Source organism: Nocardiopsis sp. JB363 (assembly GCF_900143625.1).
Taxonomy (GTDB): domain Bacteria; phylum Actinomycetota; class Actinomycetes; order Streptosporangiales; family Streptosporangiaceae; genus Nocardiopsis.
This window is the reverse complement of sequence record NZ_FRFF01000065.1, coordinates 23005-42910: the sequence shown is the minus strand read 5'-3', so window position 1 is coordinate 42910 and position 19906 is coordinate 23005. Positions and strand designations below refer to the sequence as shown.

The 19906-nt window shown below is 67.9% G+C and carries 15 protein-coding genes and 1 tRNA gene; 12 read left to right on the top strand and 4 right to left on the bottom strand.

What is annotated here, in order from left to right; all coding sequences use genetic code 11:
* The first annotated feature begins 20 nt into the window (after window positions 1-20).
* From BQ8420_RS10170 to BQ8420_RS10150, 5 genes are all read left to right on the top strand, one after another.
* Window positions 21-437, top strand: a complete 417-nt coding sequence (locus BQ8420_RS10170) for a DUF3151 domain-containing protein (protein ID WP_087097707.1) — start codon at window positions 21-23, stop codon at window positions 435-437.
* 217 nt (window positions 438-654) lie between these two features.
* Window positions 655-1938, top strand: coding sequence for an adenylosuccinate synthase (locus tag BQ8420_RS10165; RefSeq protein ID WP_087097705.1), 1284 nt, complete (start codon window positions 655-657; stop codon window positions 1936-1938).
* Window positions 1939-1986: 48 nt separating this feature from the next.
* A complete protein-coding gene (gene purD, locus BQ8420_RS10160; protein WP_087097703.1) occupies window positions 1987-3237 on the top strand; it encodes a phosphoribosylamine--glycine ligase in 1251 nt (416 codons plus the stop codon).
* 608 nt (window positions 3238-3845) lie between these two features.
* A complete protein-coding gene (gene murA, locus BQ8420_RS10155; protein WP_087097701.1) occupies window positions 3846-5141 on the top strand; it encodes a UDP-N-acetylglucosamine 1-carboxyvinyltransferase in 1296 nt (431 codons plus the stop codon).
* 266 nt (window positions 5142-5407) lie between these two features.
* Window positions 5408-6658 carry a transcriptional regulator gene (locus BQ8420_RS10150; protein WP_235006037.1) on the top strand — a complete coding sequence of 417 codons (1251 nt, stop codon included), beginning with the start codon at window positions 5408-5410 and terminating at the stop codon, window positions 6656-6658.
* Between the two features lie 86 nt (window positions 6659-6744).
* Here BQ8420_RS10150 and hisC read toward each other — a convergent pair whose 3' ends face one another.
* On the bottom strand, window positions 6745-7827 hold the full coding sequence (hisC, locus tag BQ8420_RS10145; protein WP_087097697.1) for a histidinol-phosphate transaminase: 1083 nt from the start codon (window positions 7825-7827) through the stop codon (window positions 6745-6747).
* A 107-nt stretch (window positions 7828-7934) separates the two neighbouring features.
* Between hisC and BQ8420_RS10140 the strand changes: the two genes are divergently transcribed.
* Entirely contained in the window at window positions 7935-8630 is a 696-nt protein-coding gene (locus tag BQ8420_RS10140) for a hypothetical protein (RefSeq protein ID WP_087097695.1), read from the top strand.
* A 24-nt stretch (window positions 8631-8654) separates the two neighbouring features.
* Here BQ8420_RS10140 and BQ8420_RS10135 read toward each other — a convergent pair whose 3' ends face one another.
* Together BQ8420_RS10135 and BQ8420_RS10130 are read right to left on the bottom strand one after the other, a co-directional pair.
* Window positions 8655-9644 carry a MauE/DoxX family redox-associated membrane protein gene (locus BQ8420_RS10135; protein WP_087097693.1) on the bottom strand — a complete coding sequence of 330 codons (990 nt, stop codon included), beginning with the start codon at window positions 9642-9644 and terminating at the stop codon, window positions 8655-8657.
* Between the two features lie 4 nt (window positions 9645-9648).
* Window positions 9649-10620, bottom strand: coding sequence for a hypothetical protein (locus BQ8420_RS10130; protein WP_087097750.1), 972 nt, complete (start codon window positions 10618-10620; stop codon window positions 9649-9651).
* A 304-nt stretch (window positions 10621-10924) separates the two neighbouring features.
* On the opposite strand from BQ8420_RS10130, the gene BQ8420_RS10125 reads away from it, so the two are divergent.
* The 3 genes from BQ8420_RS10125 to BQ8420_RS10115 all read left to right on the top strand — a co-directional run bounded on the left by BQ8420_RS10125 (window position 10925) and on the right by BQ8420_RS10115 (window position 13921).
* Complete coding sequence (locus BQ8420_RS10125) at window positions 10925-11452, top strand: SigE family RNA polymerase sigma factor (RefSeq protein ID WP_087097691.1); 528 nt, start codon at window positions 10925-10927, stop codon at window positions 11450-11452.
* Window positions 11453-11789: 337 nt separating this feature from the next.
* Window positions 11790-13733 carry an ABC transporter ATP-binding protein gene (locus BQ8420_RS10120; protein ID WP_087097689.1) on the top strand — a complete coding sequence of 648 codons (1944 nt, stop codon included), beginning with the start codon at window positions 11790-11792 and terminating at the stop codon, window positions 13731-13733.
* A gap of 101 nt (window positions 13734-13834) precedes the next feature.
* Window positions 13835-13921 (top strand) — tRNA-Ser (locus tag BQ8420_RS10115).
* A 382-nt stretch (window positions 13922-14303) separates the two neighbouring features.
* Here BQ8420_RS10115 and BQ8420_RS10110 read toward each other — a convergent pair.
* Window positions 14304-15005 carry a GntR family transcriptional regulator gene (locus BQ8420_RS10110; RefSeq protein ID WP_087097748.1) on the bottom strand — a complete coding sequence of 234 codons (702 nt, stop codon included), beginning with the start codon at window positions 15003-15005 and terminating at the stop codon, window positions 14304-14306.
* A gap of 115 nt (window positions 15006-15120) precedes the next feature.
* Here BQ8420_RS10110 and BQ8420_RS10105 point away from each other — a divergent pair, with 115 nt between their 5' ends.
* The 3 genes from BQ8420_RS10105 to BQ8420_RS10095 all read left to right on the top strand — a co-directional run bounded on the left by BQ8420_RS10105 (window position 15121) and on the right by BQ8420_RS10095 (window position 19871).
* Window positions 15121-16287 (top strand): enolase C-terminal domain-like protein, encoded by a 1167-nt coding sequence (locus tag BQ8420_RS10105; protein ID WP_087097687.1) that lies wholly within the window; start codon window positions 15121-15123, stop codon window positions 16285-16287.
* Between the two features lie 264 nt (window positions 16288-16551).
* Complete coding sequence (locus BQ8420_RS10100; RefSeq protein WP_087097685.1) at window positions 16552-18249, top strand: SLC13 family permease; 1698 nt, start codon at window positions 16552-16554, stop codon at window positions 18247-18249.
* A 479-nt stretch (window positions 18250-18728) separates the two neighbouring features.
* Entirely contained in the window at window positions 18729-19871 is a 1143-nt protein-coding gene (locus BQ8420_RS10095; RefSeq protein WP_087097683.1) for a glycerol dehydrogenase, read from the top strand.
* Window positions 19872-19906: the final 35 nt, after the last annotated feature.

The window sequence follows — 19906 nt, the reverse complement described above, 5'->3', positions numbered from 1 at the left end:
CCGATGGCAGGATGGGACGTATGAACCTGCACCAGAACCTGTTGAACGAGCCGCCCGAGACCCGTCTGACCGACGACCCCGAGGCGCGCGACGCGTTGGCCGCCGCCGACGACCCCACCCCGGTCGCCGGGCGCTTCCCGTCCTACTCCGCCGCCTGGGCACGCCTGGCCGAGCTGGCCCTGGCCGACGGAAAGCCGGTGGCCGCCTACGCGTACGCCCGTACCGGCTACCACCGGGGCCTGGACCAGCTGCGCCGTTCCGGTTGGAAGGGGCACGGCCCGGTCCCGTGGGAGCACGAGCCCAACCGCGGTTTCCTGCGCGCGCTGCACTCTCTGGGCAAGGCGTCCGAGGAGATCGGCGACGCCGAGGAGGCCGAGCGCTGCGCGACCTTCCTGCGCGAGTCCAGCGCCGAGGCGGACAAGGCCCTCAACGGCTGAGAAGACCGGGGGAGAAGGGATCCGGTCCCTTCTCCCCCGACCCCTCCGACACCGCCGAACAGTGCGTCCCAGGCACCACGAGGCGCGCCTGACCAGGATCCACTGGTCGTGTACCCTCAATACGCAACGGCCCCTGTCGCTGCCTTGCGCCAGGGGTTGATCCATGTCCGGGGTGTGAAAAGCCCTGTTCAGGTGTCGAGCGAAGAGGTAGAGACCAATGCCGGCGATCACGCTCGTGGGTGCCCAATGGGGCGACGAGGGCAAGGGCAAGGCGACCGACCTGGTCGGTGAGCAGGTGGACTATGTGGTCCGCTACCAGGGTGGAAACAACGCCGGGCACACGGTGGTCATCGGGGATCAGAAGTACGCCCTGCACCTGTTGCCCTCCGGCATCCTCTCCCCCAACGTCGTACCCGTCATCGCCAACGGCGTCGTCATCGACCCGGGGGTGCTGTTCGAGGAGCTGCGCGGCCTACAGGAGCGGGACGTGGACACGTCCCGGCTGCTCATCTCGGCCAACGCGCACCTGATCATGCCCTACCACCGGGCCCTCGACAAGGTCAGCGAGCGCTTCCTCGGCAAGGGCAAGATCGGTACCACCGGCCGCGGCATTGGACCGGCCTACGCCGACAAGGTCTCCCGCCAGGGCGTGCGCGTCCAGGACATGTTCGACGCCAAGATCCTCCGCAAGAAGATCGAGCTCGCCCTCCACGACAAGAACCAGCTCCTCACCAAGGTGTACAACCGGCGCGCGTTGGAGGCCGAGCCGATCATCGAGGAGTACCTGGGTTACGCCGAGCAGCTGCGCCCCTACGTCGCCGACACCTCCCTGATCCTCAACAAGGCGCTGGACGAGGGCAAGACCGTCTACCTCGAAGGGTCCCAGGGCACCCTCCTGGACATCGACCACGGCACCTACCCGTTCGTCACGTCCTCCTCCCCCACCTCCGGTGGCGCCGCCGCGGGCGCGGGCATCGGCCCCAACCGCATCTCCAAGGTCGTCGGCATCCTGAAGGCCTACACCACCCGTGTCGGCTCCGGTCCGTTCCCGACCGAGCTCCACGACGAGCAGGGCGAGTGGCTGCGCACCCAGGGCGGCGAGTACGGCGTGACCACCGGCCGTAACCGTCGGTGCGGCTGGTTCGACGCCCCGATCGCCCGCTACGCCACCCGGGTCAACGGCGTCACGGACTTCTTCCTGACCAAGCTCGACGTCCTCACCGGCCTGGAGCGCATCCCCGTGTGCGTGGCCTACGACGTCGACGGGGTCCGTCACGACGAGATCCCGATGACGCAGACCGACTTCCACCACGCCACTCCGATCTACGAGTACTTCGACGGATGGACCGAGGACATCACGGCCGTCCGGGAATTCGACGAACTCCCCAAGAACGCGCAGTCGTACGTGCGTACTCTGGAGGCGATGGCGGGAGCTCCGATCTCCGCCATCGGTGTCGGCCCCGGGCGTGACGAGACCCTCGCGTTGCGCTCACTGGTCTGATCCGGCGACCACCGTCCTTCCTCCAGACAGAAGAAGAGGCCCCCTTCAGTGAAAGCCCTCGTTCTCGGCGGCGGAGGCCGCGAGCACGCACTCGTCCGTGCCCTGTCCCTTGACCCGGGTGTCACCAGCATCCACAGTGCCCCTGGCAACCCGGGCACCTCCGACCTTGCCGAGAACCACGTCATCAACGTGACCGACGCACTGGCCGTGACCGAACTCGCCGCGCGTATCCGCACGGAACTGGTCGTGATCGGTCCGGAGGCCCCGCTCGTGGCGGGTGTGGCCGACGCGCTGCGCGACCGTGGCATCCCGGTGTTCGGCCCCGATAAGGAGGCCGCCCGGCTGGAGGGTTCCAAGGCATTCGCCAAGGAGGTCATGGAAGCGGCCGGGGTGCCCACGGCCAAGGCCCGCGCGTGCCGCACCGCCGGTCAGGTCTCCGAGGCCCTCGACGAGTTCGGGGCGCCCTACGTGGTCAAGAACGACGGGTTGGCCGCCGGCAAGGGCGTCGTGGTGACCGAGGACCGGGCCCTGGCCGAACAACACGCCCGGGAGTGCGGTCGGGTCGTCATCGAGGAATACCTGGACGGTCCCGAGGTGTCGCTGTTCGTGCTCACCGACGGCGCGCACGCGCTGCCGTTGCTGCCCGCCCAGGACTTCAAGCGCGCCTACGACGGGGATCAGGGCCCCAACACCGGGGGGATGGGCTCCTACGCTCCGGTGCCCTGGGCCCCCGCCGGGCTGGTGGACGAGGTCATGGAGTCGGTCGTGCGGCCGACCGTGTCCGAGATGAACCGGCGTGGCCACCGCTACCAGGGTCTGCTCTATGTCGGCCTGGCCCTGACCGCGCGCGGCCCGCGCGTGGTGGAGTTCAACGCGCGCTTCGGCGACCCGGAGACCCAGGTCGTGCTGGACCGACTGGCGACCCCGATCGGCGCGGTCCTCCAGGCCACCGACACCGGTGGTCTGGGTTCGATCGGTTCGCTGCAGTGGAAGGCCGGCGCGGCGGTCTCCGTCGTGGTCGCGGCCGAGAGCTACCCGGGCGACCCTGTCAAGGGCGACCTCATCGGTGGTCTGGACGCCGCCAACGCCCTTGAGGGTGCCTACGTGCTGCACGCGGGCACCGCTTGGGAGGGGGTGCGCGACATCAAGTCCAACGGTGGTCGGGTGCTGAACGTGGTGGGCACCGGAACGGACCTGCGTCAGGCCCGCGAGCGCGCCTACCAGGCGGCGGGCCTGATCGAGTTGCGCGGATCCTTCTACCGCACCGACATCGCCGAGCGCGCCGCCGCCGAGCTCTAGGTCGTGTTCTCAGGGCCTCCGCCGGCGCTTCGGCCCGTGTCCACCGAACAGGATCCCGACCCCATGCGACGGGCCCTCGACGATCGTCGAGGGCCCGCGTTCGCCCGGTCGACCTCCCCGGGAGATCGCGCCACGACCCACCGAGGTCGGAACTTCCGGACGACGTGGTGGAACGCACTCTGTCCCGTCACCTGGAGATCTACGAACGCTTGACCGGCACGGAATCGCTCGGGTGACCCGAAACGCGAGGGTGATTCGTCCCACGCGGGCGCCGATCGGGACCGGAGAGCACGTATGGTGGGTCGAGTCGTGCGCGACGCCGGGGTAAACGGTGGGCCATGCGCACGAACCCTTGTCTCTCCCTCAGGCGTAACGCCTCTTTGGTCGTTTGGCGGGACTCTATCCGTGATCTGCGGGTATACCACGTTCTGGGCCGGCGTTCGCCGGTGCTTGCTATAGAGTCGTCGCGAACCCACCGGTTCACTGGCCGCGCAGGTCACACGCAAGTCGGTCGCAACGTTTCAGGGGAAACCCGCGTCTAAACCCACATAGGCGAACCCGCCAAGGGTGACCTTTTTTCACATCTGCCTCACGAAGGAGCACAGAGCATGGGCCAGGAGGTTCGTTACCGCGTCCGCGGCGGACGCCCCCTCAGTGGAACGGCGTTCATCCAAGGCGCGAAGAACGCCGTCCTGCCGATGATCGGGGCCGCCCTGTTGGCGTCCAAAGGACGTACCGTTCTGAGGAACGTCCCCGTCATCGAGGATGTGTACCGCGCGCTCGAACTCGCCGAACACGTGGGCGCCAAGGTCGCGTTCCACGAGGCCGAGCGCACCGTCGTGATCGACGCGTCCGGACTCAATGACCCCGAGAAGGCGGTCCTGCCCGCCGAGATCGCGGCCCGCTTCCGTGGCTCCGTGCTCTTCGTTCCCGCCCTGATGCACCGCACCGGCAGTGCGCGCATCGAGGGCGTCGGCGGCTGCAACCTCGGCAGTCGCAACCTCGACTTCCACTACCGCGGCTTCGCACGCCTGGGCGCGGAGGTCACCGAGGACCTTGAGCGCAACCACATCAACGTGGAGGCGAGCAAGCTCCGCGGCGGCCGGCTGTACCTGGACACTCCGTCCCACACCGGCACCGAGAACCTCATCATGGCGGCCGTGTTGGCCCCTGGCACCACCGTGATCGAGCACGCGGCCCTGGAGCCCGAGGTTCTGGACGTCATCGACTTCCTCAGCGCCATGGGCGCGAAGATCACCGGTGGCGGCACCGGCCTGATCACGGTCGAGGGCGTCAAGGAGCTCACCGCCGTCGAGCACACCATCATGGCCGACCGCATCGACGCCGGTGTGTTCGCGATGACCGTCGCCGCCACCGGTGGCGACGTCAGCCTGGTGGGCGCCAACCTGGACCACCTGGGTGTGGCCCGTTGGAAGCTGGAGCAGATGGGCGTGGGCTTCTCTCAGGAGGGCGCCGTCCTGCACGTCCAGAGGGACCCGGCCGTGCCGCTGCGTCCGATCAACGCGGTGACCTCGCCGTTCCCGGGCTTCGCGACGGACCTGCAGTCGCCGCTGATGGCCCTGGCCACCCTGGCCGAGGGTGAGAGCTACATCCACGAGGCCATCTACGACGGTCGCTTCGCGCTGGCGGACGAGCTCAACAAGATGGGCGCCAAGATCGAGGTCGAGGGCACTCGCGCCATCGTGCACGGTTCCACGAACCTGCGCGGTGCCGAGGTGATCGCCCACGACCTGCGGACCGGTGCCGCTCTGGTTCTCGCCGGACTGGTCGCCGAAGGTGAGACAATCGTTGCGTCCGGCTATCTGGTGGACCGCGGTCACTCTCAGTTCGCGCAGCGACTCGCCGCGCTAGGCGGAGACGTGGAGCGCGTTACCGGCTCGTAAAGAGTCGTTCGCACAGTTCAAGCCGGGGTGGGGGGCTTCCCTCCACCCGGGCTTTCGGCGTTGATATGGAAAACGATCTTCTTTGGCCCCGCACAATGGGTACGATCTCGGCAAGCATGCCGTGACAGAGATCGGGTCGGGAAACCAGTGGGCGCACATAGTGAAGAGCGTGGAATGGTAGCGGGGAGCAACCCGAGGTGAGTGCCCAGCGTACTGGCGATTTGACGATCGGCGTCATAGGGCCCCATGAGGTGGTCGAACGGGTCATGCTCATGGGACCTGGGTCAACAGGACCTCTCAACGCCAGACTCATCGCCGCCGCGTATCGAGATGAGCAAGAGGCGACGGACAAGGTCGTCAGGCTGGGGTCGGCGATCGATGCCTATCTGTTCGCCAGCCCGGTCCCCTACGAGTTCGCGAGGAAGGCAGGCGTGTTGACCATGCCCGCGACCTTCGTGCCACTCGGTGGGGCGAGCCTGCACGAAGCCTTGCTCCGAGCGACCTTGGACGACCGCTACGACCCGACCAGAGCGAGTCTGGACGTGCTCAGCCGGGCCGACGTGGTGGAGGCCTACTCCGAGGTCGACCTGCCCGTGGACGGGATCCACGTGCACGAAGAACTGACCAACACCGCCCAACTCACCTCGTTCCACGAGGGGCTTTGGCGGCGCAAGGCCACCCGGATGGCGATCACCTGCGTACGCGGGGTCGCCGAACGGCTGGAGGCCATCGGGGTGCCGGTGATCCGGCTGCGGCCGACCAACGCCGGGGTGCGCAGCGCGCTGCAGACCGCCGGCCTGTTGGGCGCCCACCACCGTCTGGAGGAAGCCCAGCTGGGCGTCGTCGTGGTCGACGTGCCCACCCTTCGCGACTCCTCCCGACGGTCCACACCCCGTTACTGGCGTGAGGAACTGCGACTCTCCCTGCACCGACTGCTGTTGCAGGAGGCGCACCGCATCAACGCGACGGCCCACCGTCTGGACGACCACTCGTTCATGATCACGGCCACCCGCGGCTCCCTGGTCACCGCGACCGAGGGGTTCCGGCAGCCGCCGTTCGTCGAACGGATCAAGGCCGAGTTGGGCATCGCGATCGAGGTGGGCATCGGCATGGGCCGCACCACCCAGGACGCGGAATCGCACGCACGCGCGGCCCTCAACCGTGCCCAGGCCTCCCGACAGAGCTTCGCGGTGGACCGAGAGGGACGATCCCTGGTCCCGGCCCAGCGCGCGCCCGCACGGCACTCCTCCGAGCCGCTGCGCACCAAGGGTCGCGAGACCCTCATGCGCCTGTCGGAGAAGATCGCCGAGGAGGACGGGCCACTGGTCGTCGACGCGGAGAACGCCGGGCGCATGCTCGGGGTCACCTCCCGCACCGCGCGTCGGTTGCTGCGCACCCTGGTGGAGGAGGGCCTGGCCTGGCCCTTGCCGCCCAACCGCACCCTCCAGCCCGGCCGCCCGCGTCAGCTCTACCGTCTGATCGTGGAGAAGCTGGACAAGGACGCCGCCGGCAAGTAGTCGCGTGCGTTCGCACGTACCGCCCACGGGGGCGGGTTCCCGTTCGGGAGCCCGCCCCCGTTCGCTTGTGCCCTGGTGTGGAGGGTTCAGCGACGTTCGGCGTAGGTGGTGGCGACCGCCAGGAACGCGTCGTTCTCCTCCGGCGTGCCGATACTGACGCGAACACCTTCACCCTCGAAGGGGCGCACCGAGACACCGACCTCGGCGCAGGCCGCGGCGAATTCCAGGGTGTCCTCACCCGCACGCAGCCACACGAAGTTGGCCTCGGTCGGGGGCACGGTCCATCCGGAGGCCAACAAGGCCTCACGGACGCGCTCACGCTCCTTGACGGTGGTCGCCACGCGCTCCAAGAGCTCGTCCTCCGCGTCCAGGGAGGCGATACCCGCGGCCTGGGCCAGGTGGTTGACCGCGAAGGGCACGACGGTCTTGCGCACGGCGGCGATCACGTGCGGGTGGCCGACGAGGAACCCGAGACGGACGGCCGCCAGACCGTAGGCCTTGGAGAAGGTCCGCAGCACGGCGACGTTCGGTCGGTCGGCGTACAGGGTGACGCCGTCGGGGACCTCGGGGTCGCGCACGTACTCCCGGTAGGCCTCGTCCAGAACCACCAGGACGTGGTCGGGCACTCGGTCGAGGAAGTCGATGAGCTCCCGTTCCCGGACCGTGGTGCCGGTCGGGTTGTTCGGGTTGCACACCAGCACCATGCGGGTGTCCTCGGTGATCGCGTCCAACAGGGCTTCGAGGTCGTGGGTCTCGTCCCTGAGGGGCACTCGGACCGACGTGACGCCGGACAGCTCCGCCAGCAGCGGGTAGGCCTCGAAGGAACGCCAGGCGTAGACGACCTCCGCTCCCGGCTCGCCGACGGCTTCCAGGAGCTGCTGGAGCAGTCCGACGGATCCGGCGCCGAGGGCGACGTGCTCCTCGGGTACGTCCAGGTGGGCCGCGAGACGGGTGACGAGCTCGGTCGCGCCCGGGTCCGGATAGCGGTTCAGGTCCGCGGCGGCCCGCGTGATGGCCTCACGCACGGACGGGAGCGGGCCGTAGGGGCTCTCGTTGGAGGACAGCTTGATGGAGCGCCCGTCGGGACCGACGACCTTGCGGCCGGGCTTGTAGGCGGGAATGGACTCCAGTACCGCCCGCAGATATGGCGATTTCGACTCCGACACCATTGTCCTTCCTCAATACTTTGTGCTAGCCCCGAGACACTCTCAGCAATGAATGTCCGGGTTGGCCACCGCTCCAAGCGGAAATATCGCACAAACCAGGAGAAATCACCATGCGTTTGCGTCAATTCACCGGCACGACCGTGGCCTTTTCGGCGGTGGTCCTCCTGGCCGCCTGTGGCGGTCAGGAGCAGGAACAGGGCGACGTCCCCGGCACGGAGGCCTCGGCGGCACTGCACGAGGCCCAGCCGATGAGCGTCCGGGACGCGACCCTGATCTCCGAGAGCAGCGAGAGCGGCACCTACTCCGAGCTTGTCACAGTGCAGTACTCCGAGGAGGTACGGGCCTCTACCGAGCTGGACAAACCCGAGTGCCTGGACGCCGCCAACCGATGGGCCGACCTGGACGCGGTACGCGACGCGCCCGCGTCCGTGGCCGCCTACGAGTGGGAACAGGGCTCCGTCTCGCACATCCTCGTCGAACTCGACGAGGAGTCCGCCACCGAGGCCCTGGAGACCCGACCGCCGGAGAGCTGCTCGGAGTACACCGCCACCTACGAGGACGGCAGTAGCTCCGACTACGGGGTCAGCGACCTGGAACTCCCACAGTTCGGTGACGAATCCCGTTCCTTCGCCATCCAGGTCACCGACGACGGCGGAGAGAACAACATGTACACCGTGATGTACCGCAACGGCGCGCTGCTCGGCACCACTTCGATCATGGGACCGGGCGACCCCGAGGAGTACGAGCAGATGCTCGTGGACTTCACCGAGGCCGCCGTCGACCGTCAGGGACAGATGCTGGGCTGACCGGGAACCGGGCGCGAGACCCGATCAGACCTGGATCCGCTCCGCCTCGGGGTCGCCGGGCTGCCCCCGCCCGGCCGCGCCCGAAGACTCCTTGGCCGGAGTGACCGGTCCGGTGCCACCACGCCCCTCGGCCTCGTCCCTCTTGGCCGCCTGCCGCGGCCGGGGCAGCCTGCGCGGCGGCCCCTGGAGGTCGAGGGTGGTGACCGCACCGAAGGTGGCGATCACCGCACCGCTCTCACGTTCCACGAGCGCCGCGCGCACCCTGGTCCGGCGCGGCCCACCGACGCGCACCGCGTAGACCACGTCCACCCGGCGACCGTGGCGCATCCCGTCGTAGCGCAGGAAGCGCCAGCAGCCGTGCCGCCAGGTGTCCTCGGGTTCGGTGGAGAGCATCACCTTGGTGTTGGTCCGCCAGACGTCGCTGCGGCGCAACCGGCGCAGACTTCGTCGAGGGGAGTCCTCCCGCAGCGCGCACGGCTCCCTACCGAGCGTCCGGGTGAGGGCTTCACGCAGCTCGGGGCTGAGGACCGCCAACAGGAGCAGTTCCACCCCGAGCACGGCGCCGTGGAGCAGGGTGGGCGTGGCCGCCACCTCCCAGCCGCTCGGGGTCAGACCGATGGTGGCGACCGCCGCCACCGCGAGCAGGGAGGCGCGGGTGAGCGTGCGCCACCCGATCGGTTCGCGGCTCAGACCGCCGAAGCAGCCACAGCCCGCCTCCGGATCGCGCCGCCGCACCACCAACAGCACACCGACGGACACGGCGAAGAGCAGCACCGTGAGCACCCGCGCCGCCTCGCCGAGCGGTCCGGTGAGGGTCAACAACGCCACCGCCAGGACCACCTCCACCAGACAGGTGAGGAGCGTGACGGGACGGCGCCACCGTTGCGGCACCAACACCGCGACGCCCGTGCCCTCCGAACGCGGGGCGGCCTTGCCCACCGCTCCCATCAGCAGCAGCGCCGCCAGCAGTGGCAGCTGGACCTCGCGGACCGCTGCGAGGATCTCCGGGAACATCGATTCACCCCTCCTGTTTCGCGACGGTCATGGTCGCGTTGAAGCAGCCGGCCTCCAGCCGCCCGCCCAGGGCGACGAAGGAGATCATGGTGAGGGAGGCGATCCGCCCCGCCGCGTGCGTCCCGCAGGAAGGGCACAGGTCACAGAACCAGCTGTCGGCGGCGGCGCAGTCGAGCACGGGCACGACCGCCGTATCCCGGGTGCAGTCGTTGCGCATCCGGAGGGTGGCGCCGGTCGACAGCAACGGCAGCGGGAGGCAGGGGGTGCGCCGGTCGCACCGCCCCTCGTCGTCGTCTCGGTCCAGGGACGGATAGGCGGCACCGTGCGCGTGGGCTCGTGGATCCAGGTGGGCGGAGCGCCCCCAGGCCGGGTCGTACCAGGTGGCGATGCCCTCGACAGTGGTGGAGTGGTCGCGGGTGAGCGGCCTGCGCGGGGTCGAGTCCAGCGGGTAGGGCGGCTGTGTGGTGGTCGGGCGCGCGGCCCACACCGCACCGCCGTGCCAGACACCGACGGCGTCGAACAGGTAGCCGGGCTCCAACCGCGGATGGCGGACGGAGATGCGTCCGGACGTGCGGTAGGGCAGGACCACCGTGAGCCGCGGCCGACCGTGACCTGGATCGATCGTGAGTGTGTCGTCCTCGCGGTCGACGATGACCCCGGTGGCGCGAGCCGCCTGCGCCCAGACCCGGTCGGCGATCAGTCTCCCGTCGTGCGAACACAGCACCACGGCGTCGTCACCGGGCCGCAGTTCGGCGGGTCGGACCTCACCGCCACGCCAGAAGGTGGTGGACCCTTCGAAGAGGAAGCGCTCCTCACCGTTCGGGGTGGCCAGGCAGAGCATGTACGAAGTGGCGTCCACGACCACGCCGCGGACGACGCGATGGTGGACGGGGGTGGGTTCGGGTGCGGCCTCGGAGCCGAGCAGCGCCGACGTGAACCGCCGACGCTCCCGATCCCTGTCCATGATCACTGACATGTCCTTCACGCCCCCTGCCGCCCGACTCGTCCATTCGTGACCCATTGTGACCCCCGGACGCGCGATCGTCCGTTCACACGCCGGAACGCACTCGATCGTGTCGGCGACATGTCATGCGAAGACACGTCGATCCGTGTCGCTTTCGCGCGGTTTGTCGGCACGTGGCGCCGACCTGCCTGGGTGTTTGCGTTCACTATGTGACAGTTGTGAACCAAGGGCGGCCACTGTGAATCAAGGGCGGCCGCACGTCGCCGTGTACACAGCGTTGCCGCACGACGAGAGTCGGCGCTACCCGTAAAGGTCGGTGGTCCACGTGACGGGAACGACCCGGACCCCGAGGTCCGACGAGTTCAGTCGCTACGTGTCCGAACGCGGTCCCGCGCTGTTGCGCATGGCCCGCTCCCTCACCAACAGCCACGCCGACGCCGAGGACCTCCTCCAGGCCGCGCTGGTCAAGACCTTTCTCGCCTGGGAGCGTATCGCCAACCCCCGCGCCCGCGACGGATACGTCCGCCGAGCCATGGTCAACGCGCAGATCTCCGAGTGGCGTCGCAAGCACCTGGACGTCTACCCCACCGACGAGATCCCCGAACAGCGCGTGGACGACCCGACCTGGCGCAGCGACCTCGCCGACGTCGTGGGACGCGCCATCGAACGTCTCCCCGAACGTCAGCGCGCCACGGTGGTCCTGCGCTACTACGACGACCTCACCGAAGCGCAGATCGCCGAACGCATGGGCGTCACCATCGGGACGGTGAAGAGCACACTGTCCCGGTCCGTGGAGAAGCTGCGCCGCGACGCCGACCTCATCATCGAACGCACCACCACCTGACCCCACCCTCGGGTTCCCGCTCGGCCCACCGGCCCCGACCGGGCCACCAGGTTTCCCTACGGCCTGAAGAGCGTCGTCCCTTCTCGGACACGGCCCCACCGGCTTCGGGAGCCCACCCCACGACTTCGTGCGGGACCGTTTCGTACAGGGATTCGGATCGCGACTTTCCCCCGAATTCCGCCGCGCCGCCCGCTCGTCCTTCTCCATCGCATCCCGGAGACGCATCGGACCCCCGTACGATCCGGACGGTCCACAACCTCCCGAGGCTCCCCCGAACGGTGGTCGGCCGAAGCATCATCGGCCCGTCCGATCCGCCCGACCTCCAGGAGGAACCCCCGTGAGTACACGTCACGCCCCCGACACGCCGGCCCCGGAGGAGGGTCTCGACCTGCCCGAGCTCACCCCGCCCCGGTGGAACCGGCACGGCGGCACCATGCTCGACGCGTCCTGGCTCCGGATCGCCCGCCACATGCCCACGCTCCTCGCCCGGGCCGCCTCCCTGGCCTGGCTCAGCGGCCCCCGCGACGTCGTCACGACCGTCCTGTTCAACCTCGGTTCCGGCGCCGCCACCGCTTGGGCCCTGGTCACCACCACGGCGGTCCTCGGCGAGCTCTTCGCACAGGTCCCCACCCCCGAACGGGTGATCTCCGCACTCCCCTCCCTGGGTCTGCTCGCTCTGGCACTCCTCCTCCGTGGCGGTTGCGGAGCCCTCGCCGGACGCGCCCAGGCCCGCCTGGAACCCAAGGTCGTACTGACCGCCGAACGACGCCTGCTGCGCGACGCCACCTCCGTGGAGCTGCGGGCCTTCGACGACAGCGAGTTCCACGACCACCTGTTCCGCTCCCACACCCGCGGCTGTGACGAGGCGGGCGCCCTGGTCCGGCAGTCCGTCGACCTCCTGACCGGGTTGGTGGGCATCGTCGCCGCGGCCGGGGTCCTGGCCACCCTGCACCCCGCCCTGGTTCCGCTCCTGCTGCTCGCCCTGGTCCCTCAGTGGTGGGGCGCCGCGGCCTCCGCCCGCATGCGCTACCGGATGATCCTGGCGTTCACCGAGGGGCGACGCCGCAAGCACATGCTCGAACAGCTCATGACCGCTCGGGAGAGCGCCGCCGAGGTCCGTTCCTTCACCATGGAGCGTCGGCTGCTCTCCGAGTTCGATCAGATCGCCCGCCGCGAGCTGGACATCCACCTGGGATTGGCCACCCGTCAGGCCGCCGTCCGCTTGGCCGGTGACACCGCGAGCGGCCTCGTCACCGCCGGGGTGTTCGCCGCGCTGGCCCTCTTGCTGGTCAAGGGGGCCGTACCGATCGCCGTCGCCGGGGCCGCCGTCGTCGCCGTCCGCGTGGCGCAGGGAGCGCTGAGCAACACCCTGCACGCGGTGACCCGCGTGTACGAGTCGGGTCTGTACTTCTCCGACTTCGTGGCCTTCCAGCGGGAGGCCGCGGCCCGACTGCCGCGTCCTGGACCGCGGCCCGCCCCGGAGGGGTTCGACCGGATCGAACTGCGCGACGTGACCTTCGGATACCCCTCGGGTGAAGGGCCCGCCCTGGAGGACGTGAGCCTGACCCTCCAGCGTGGGCGGACGATCGCCCTGGTGGGCGAGAACGGGTCCGGCAAGAGCACCCTCGCCAAACTGCTCTCCGGCCTGTACACGCCCCAGAAGGGCAGCGTGCGCTGGGACGACACCGACCTGTCCGAGGTGGACGGGGTGAGCCTGCGCGCACGGATCTCCGTGATCGCCCAGGACCACACGCACTGGCCGTTGACCGCGCGCGGCAACACCGTGATGAGCAGCCCGGAGGACACCGAACGCCTCAGGCGCGCCGCCGAGGCCGCCCAGGCCGACCGTGTGGTGGCCGATTTCGAGCACGGTTGGGGAACCCTGCTGGACAAGCGCTTCGCCCACGGGGTGGAGCCGTCCGGCGGTCAGTGGCAGAGGCTCGCGGCGGCCCGTTCGTTCTACCGGGGTGACGACGGCGACGAGGTGCCCCTGCTCATCGCCGACGAACCCACCGCCGCCATGGACGCCCGCGCCGAGCACGGGTTCTTCACCTCCGTCCACGCGCACGCCCGCCGCACCGGGGCCACGGTCGTGTTGATCACACATCGCCTCGCCTCGGTGCGCATGGCCGACCAGATCGTCGTCCTCGAACGCGGCCGCGTGATCGCCCAGGGCACCCACACCGAACTCGTCTCCGCAGGTGGCCTGTACCGGGAACTGTGGGAACTCCAGGCCGACGCCTACCGCGTCCCCGAGGTCCCGCGTCAGCGTCGACCCTGAGTCCGCAGGGGAGGTCGGACGTCCCCGACCTCCCCGACCGGATCCGCCCGGGAGATTCGTTTTGCGCCCGGACCCCGCGCTCTGTAGGCTGGTCGCAGCCAGGAGGATTCGCCTAGAGGCCTAGGGCGCCGCACTGCTAATGCGGTTGGGGGGCAACCCCCTCATGGGTTCAAATCCCATATCCTCCGCACATGACCTGGGGTTTCTCTCTTCCTCTGCACGAGAGAAGCCCCAGGTTTCTTCATGCCCAGGGTCTGCCGACACAGGATCCCTGTCCGGTACGCGCGCCGACCGCTTACCGTCCCGAATCTGGACGCTGAACTGCGAGGACGAACCCTCCGAGCATCTTGAGGAAGCGTGAGCGCGGCGGACCCGCGCAGGCCTGTGTACGGACTTGAACAGGGGCTCCCCGTACCCTCCACAGGTGATGGCACGGGGATGTGCCGGCGCCCGCGGTGACTCTGTCCCGACGGAGGCGAAGCCTGCCCCTGTCGATGATCCCGATCCCACCGGATCTGTTGGCGGGGCGTGGAGTGCCGAGTGGTTGTGTGACCAGCGCTTCGGGTGGCCTCAGGCCGATCTCTCGGAAATGGAGTGGTAAGCACGTTCCCGGCCTTCGAGGGTGTCCGTGACCATGGCTCCGAGGCTGTTGTGGATATGGGTGCGCACCAGCCCGGCCGCGGCAGCACCGTCGCCAACGATGACGAGCTCCAGGATCCTGTGGTGCTGGTTCAGGTCTATCGTGCGTGGCTCGGCACCCGCGGGCAGTTCCAGGCCGATCCTCCGGTACCGGTCCGCTTTGTCCCACAGGTCATCCAGAAGCCTGATCATCACGTTGTTGTGGGAAGCAGCGTAGATCGCCCGGTGAAAGGCCCGATGTGCCGCAATGGCTTCCTCACCCCAGGTGCGGGTGACCGGAAGGAGTTCGTCGGCCGCCGCCTTCATGGTGGCGATCTCCCGTTCCGTCCGACGTAGGGCGGCGAGCTCGGTGGCGGAGGGTTCCAGCGAGAAACGGACCTCCAGCAGTTCACGCGCTTCGGAGGCGCTCATGGGCGCCACGCGAACATCTCGGTGGGCGTCCATCACGACCCAGTCCTCGCTGGCCAGCCGTCTCACCGCCTCACGCAGAGGGGTGATGCTCATCCCCATCTCCTCCGCCAGTTCGTACTGCGACAAACGTGATCCCGGGGCGAGCTCACCGGAGGTGATACGACGGCGCAGCTCGGTGTAGGCCAGACCGCCCTTGCTGGAGAAGACGTTCGCGCTGGTCATCATGACCTCTCTCACAGAATTTCTGCCCACGGGCTTGTGCCCCTCGTCGCAGCCAGCATAGGCTCCACATAACTTATAAGGGTCTTATAAGACCTAATTCCGCAGGAAGAGTGCTATGAGAATCGTTTCCGCCCACGTGGGAACCATCCCGATCAGCTCGTCGATGCGCAACGCGTACATCGACTTCAGCAAGATGGACTGCACGGTCCTGGCACTGGTCAGTGACGTACTGGTCGACGGCAAGCCCCTGGTGGGTTACGGCTTCAACTCCAACGGCCGGTACAACGCCACGGCCATCCTGAACGAGCGAATGCTGCCGCGACTGCGGAACGCCGCGGCGGAGGAGCTGCTGGACGAGAACGGCGAGCTCTCTCCCATCAAGGCGTGGGATGTCATGATGCGCAACGAGAAGCCCGGCGGCCACGGTGAACGCTCCGTTGCCGTCGGCGTGGTGGACATGGCGCTGCACGACCTTGCCGCCAAGGCCGCAGGTGTACCGCTGTACCGGTGGATCTCCGACCACTACGGTGACGGCGACCCGGACAAGGACGTCTTCGTCTACGCCGCCGGCGGCTACTACGCGCCTGGCAAGACCCTGGAAGACCTGCAGGACGAGATGCGCGGCTTCCTCGACTCCGGGTACGAGATCGTCAAGATGAAGATCGGCGGCGCCGACCTGGCCGAGGACCTCGATCGCATCGAGGCGGTCATCGACGTTCTGGACGGCGACGGGTCGCGTCTGATGGTGGACGCCAACGGTAAGTTCGACCTACAGACCGCGCTGGACTACGGCCGGGCCATCGACCGGTACGGCCTCTTCTGGTACGAGGAAGTCGGCGACCCACTGGATTACGGTCTGAACGCGACGCTGTCGGAGAACTACCGTAATCCCATTGCGACCGGCGAGAACCTGTTCTCCTTGCAGGACGCCCGGAACCTGATTCGCTACGGCGGGATGCGCCCGGACCGCGACTTCATCCAGGTCGACCCGGCACTGAGCTACGGGCTGACGGAGTACCGCCGAGTCCTGGACATGCTCGCCCAGCACGGCTGGTCCTCCCGCCGGTGCATTCCGCACGGCGGGCACCAGTTCTCGCTGCACATCGCCGCGGCTCTCAAGCTCGGTGGCAACGAGTCCTATCCCGGCGAGTTCCAGCCCACAGGCGGCTTCACCGACGACGCGGTCGTCACCCGCAGTCGTGTGGCACCGGGTGACCTTCCGGGCATCGGGCTCGAAGGCAAGGCGGAGTTCTACGACGTCCTCCGGGGCCTGCACGCCTGACCGCCCGAGATCGGTGGCTCCCGGGCCGGCCGTGGCTACGGGAGCCGCCGTCTTCGGCATCACGTACGACCGCTCCGAGGCAGCGCGCACCATCATCTGAACAACGAGTGCCACCAAAGGAACGCCTCCACAACAAAAATGGGCTCTTCCCCCTTGCGAATTACATACGATCCCATTTTCCTTCATGGCCGGCGTCGAACCTGATGCCACCAAAGCCGCTTCCCCCAGCAAGCCGAGCCGAGCAAAAGACCAAGAAGGCATGAAATGGCAAACTCTTATCTGCATTCCATATGGGGAAACCTGTGGGCATCACACCGAGAGATCAAAGAGCTCCTGACCTTCTCCCAGCGTAGGAAGTCGCCACGCGCGGAAATGGTGACATCGAACAGGGACGGTGCCGGCGGTCCCGCTGAGTCCCACGACGGTCTTGAGAACTCGGAATCGACCTCGGAAGCGGATGAAGAGTCCACCGGCCCCGGCCCCGGGTACACACCCGCACGCCTCATCGGCCTGGTGCTCGGCCCGTTGCTGTTCGTGGCAACGCTCGTGTTCTTCGACCCCGAAGGTCTCTCGCCGGAGGGGAAGGCGGTCCTCGCCACCACTCTCTGGGTCGCGACCTGGTGGATCACCGAGGCGATACCCATCCCGGTCACGTCTTTGCTCCCGGTCGCGCTCCTACCGCTGAGCGGCGCCTTGGACGGGGATTCCGTAGTCGCGGCGTACGGCAACGACATCATCTTCCTGTTCCTCGGAGGGTTCTCCATCGCGATCGCGATGGAGAAATGGAATCTTCATCAACGCATCGCCCTCTCGATCGTCTCGATCATCGGCACGAGTCCGCGTCGTATCATCCTCGGCTTCATGGTCGCGGCAGGGTTCCTGTCGATGTGGGTCTCCAACACCGCTGCCACCATGATGATGATCCCCGTCGGGCTGGCGGTCGTATATCAGGCCGCCCGTTCACTGCGGGGTGGAGAATACGCCGAAGATCTGCCGAAGTTCGAGAAGTCCATGGTGTTCGGCATCGGTTACGCGGCCACCATCGGCGGCCTCGGTACGCTCATCGGTACACCACCGCTCGCCATTCTCGCGGCAACGGTCGGGGAGATTTTCGACGAGAGCATCTCGTTCGGTGGATGGATGGTGTTCGGACTTCCGATCGTCGTCATCCTCCTCGCCTTCGCTTGGTTCTACCTGACGAACATCGTCTTCAAGGTCAGGTTCAAGCACCTTCCCGGCGGCAAGGAGATCATCCGGGGGGAGAAGCGGGCTCTCGGCAGAATGTCCACTGAGGAAAAGGCCGTACTCTGCGTGTTCCTCGGAGCGGCGTTCATGTGGGTGACTCGATCCTTCATCTGGGAAGACCTTCTCCCAGGCATCAGCGACGGCGTCATCGCGATCGTCGCGACGGTGATCCTGTTCACATTGCCGACTCGCAACAAAAGGGAGCAGCGGATCCTCCGATGGGAGGACTCGAAGAAGATCCCCTGGGGTATCCTCCTGCTCTTCGGTGGCGGACTGGCCATTGCTGCCGGGTTCGTCGAAACCGGCCTCTCTTCCTGGATCGGCGAGCAGCTGCGCATGCTCGACGGGGTCAACGTGATCCTGGTCATCATCATCGCGACCACGCTCGTGCTCTTCCTGACGGAGATCACCTCGAACGCCGCGACGGCAACCATGATTCTTCCGGTCATGGCCGCTTTCGCGATTTCTCTTAATATTCACCCGTACGCGTTGATGGTCCCCTGCGCGATGGCCGCGAACTGCGCGTTCATGCTTCCGGTGGGCACCCCTCCGAACGCGATCATGTTCGGCACCGGAAAGGTGACGATCATGGGAATGGTCAAAACCGGGTTCTGGCTGAATATTATCGCCCTGATCCTCATCGTAGTAGGAGTGCTCAACATGCTGCCCCTGATGTGGGGAATCGACCTCATGACCATTCCTCCCGGGTTCCAGTGACCAGCTCGTCCTGGGAACGATGAGCACTTGACCACATGGCGGGGACGTCGAGCGTCCACCGGGCCGTTCCGTCGCCGAGGGGCCCTGCCGCGTCCGGCCCGCCCTTCGTCCGAGGATCCACGCCGTCCTTGGAAGCGGCCTATCGGATCGGGCCGTCGAACGGCACGAGAACATGACGACCGTGCTATCGTTTCCGCCCTGACCTGGGGTTTCTCTCTTCCTCTGCACGAGAGAAGCCCCAGGTCTTTTTTGTTGGTCCCCTGTGGCCCATGGGCCCTGGAACGTGCCGACGCGAGACGGCACCGACCGCTCGGCCGACGTGCGACGCATGCCGGTCCGAGGCGCCTCCGCGAGGAGCTCCACGCTCGACGCGTCGAAGGGATCGGGCAAAGAAGCGGTGCGACCTCGGCCACGTCACGTTTGGGACACCGGACCCGTGGCCAGGCCGAGAGGGAGTGCCGTTTTCGAAGGGGGAAACCATGGCCGAACAGACACCGTCGTTGCGCGTCTTCGCCTCACCGAGCCGTTATGTCCAAGGTCGAGACGCGATGGCCGAGCTCGGTTCCTTGGTGGGTGCGCTGGGGAAGACGCCGTTGGTCCTGACCGACGACGTGGTACGCGATCTGACCGGGGAGACCCTGGAGCGTTCCTTCGAACGGGCGAAGGTCCCCCTCATCTTCGAACGGTTCGGCGGGATACCCACCAAGGCCGAGTCGGAACGGGTCGCCGAGGTCATCCGCCAGGGCGGACACGACATCATCGTCGGGTTGGGCGGCGGCGCCGCGATCGACGCGGCCAAGGGCGCCGGTGCCAACGCCGGGGTCCCGTGGGCGAGCGCGGCGACGGTGGCCTCCACCGACGCCCCCACCTCGGCCCTGTCCGTGGTCTACACCGAGAAGGGTTCCTTCGAGTCCTACCGGTTCTATGACCGCAACCCGGCTCTGGTGGTGGTCGACACCCAACTCGTGGCGCAAGCTCCCACGAAGTTCCTCGCGGCGGGTATCGGGGACGCTCTGGCCACCTGGATCGAGGCCCGCGCTCTTCGGGGTACCGACGCGGCCAACATGGTGGAGGGTCGCCCCACCCAGGCCGGGACCGCCTTGGCCCGGTTGTCCTGGGACATCCTGTGGGAATCCGCGCTGCCCGCGTTGGACGCCGTGGACCGGAACCTGGTGACCCCCGACGTCGAAGCGGTCGTCGAGGCGGCCACCCTCCTGTCCGGACTGGGCTTCGAGTCCGGAGGGCTCGCGGCCGCGCACGCGGTGCACGACGGCCTCACGGCGGTCGACGAGACCCACCACCTGGCACACGGGGAGAAGGTGAACATCGGCTCCCTCACCCAGCTGTTGTTGGAGGGCGCCGCCACCGCCGAGGTGGAGGAGTTCGCAGAGTTCACCGCACGGGTGGGGCTTCCCACCACACTCACCGAGGCGGGCCTGGGCGACGCCGACGATGCGGTGTTGGACCGGGTGGTGGAGGCCGCCATGGCGCCGGAGGAGACCATTCACAGGTTGCCCTTCTCCCCCTCGCACCGGGACGTGCGGGACGCGCTCCGCGCGGTGGAGGGACTCGGCCGACGGGTCCGTGAACGCGCGGGGCTGGGAGAACCGCGGCGACCCTAGGACGGTCGAGCCGGTTGGGTCGGAAGGGTCGCTCC

Coding starts and splice junctions, on each gene's coding strand:
- BQ8420_RS10170 (WP_087097707.1), top strand. CDS start 21: ATGAACCTGCACCAGAACCTGTTGAACGAGCCGCCCGAGACCCGTCTG.
- BQ8420_RS10165 (WP_087097705.1), top strand. CDS start 655: ATGCCGGCGATCACGCTCGTGGGTGCCCAATGGGGCGACGAGGGCAAG.
- murA (WP_087097701.1), top strand. CDS start 3,846: ATGGGCCAGGAGGTTCGTTACCGCGTCCGCGGCGGACGCCCCCTCAGT.
- BQ8420_RS10150 (WP_235006037.1), top strand. CDS start 5,408: ATGCTCATGGGACCTGGGTCAACAGGACCTCTCAACGCCAGACTCATC.
- hisC (WP_087097697.1), bottom strand. CDS start 7,827: ATGGTGTCGGAGTCGAAATCGCCATATCTGCGGGCGGTACTGGAGTCC.
- BQ8420_RS10140 (WP_087097695.1), top strand. CDS start 7,935: ATGCGTTTGCGTCAATTCACCGGCACGACCGTGGCCTTTTCGGCGGTG.
- BQ8420_RS10135 (WP_087097693.1), bottom strand. CDS start 9,644: ATGTTCCCGGAGATCCTCGCAGCGGTCCGCGAGGTCCAGCTGCCACTG.
- BQ8420_RS10130 (WP_087097750.1), bottom strand. CDS start 10,620: ATGTCAGTGATCATGGACAGGGATCGGGAGCGTCGGCGGTTCACGTCG.
- BQ8420_RS10110 (WP_087097748.1), bottom strand. CDS start 15,005: ATGACCAGCGCGAACGTCTTCTCCAGCAAGGGCGGTCTGGCCTACACC.
- BQ8420_RS10105 (WP_087097687.1), top strand. CDS start 15,121: ATGAGAATCGTTTCCGCCCACGTGGGAACCATCCCGATCAGCTCGTCG.
- BQ8420_RS10100 (WP_087097685.1), top strand. CDS start 16,552: ATGGCAAACTCTTATCTGCATTCCATATGGGGAAACCTGTGGGCATCA.
- BQ8420_RS10095 (WP_087097683.1), top strand. CDS start 18,729: ATGGCCGAACAGACACCGTCGTTGCGCGTCTTCGCCTCACCGAGCCGT.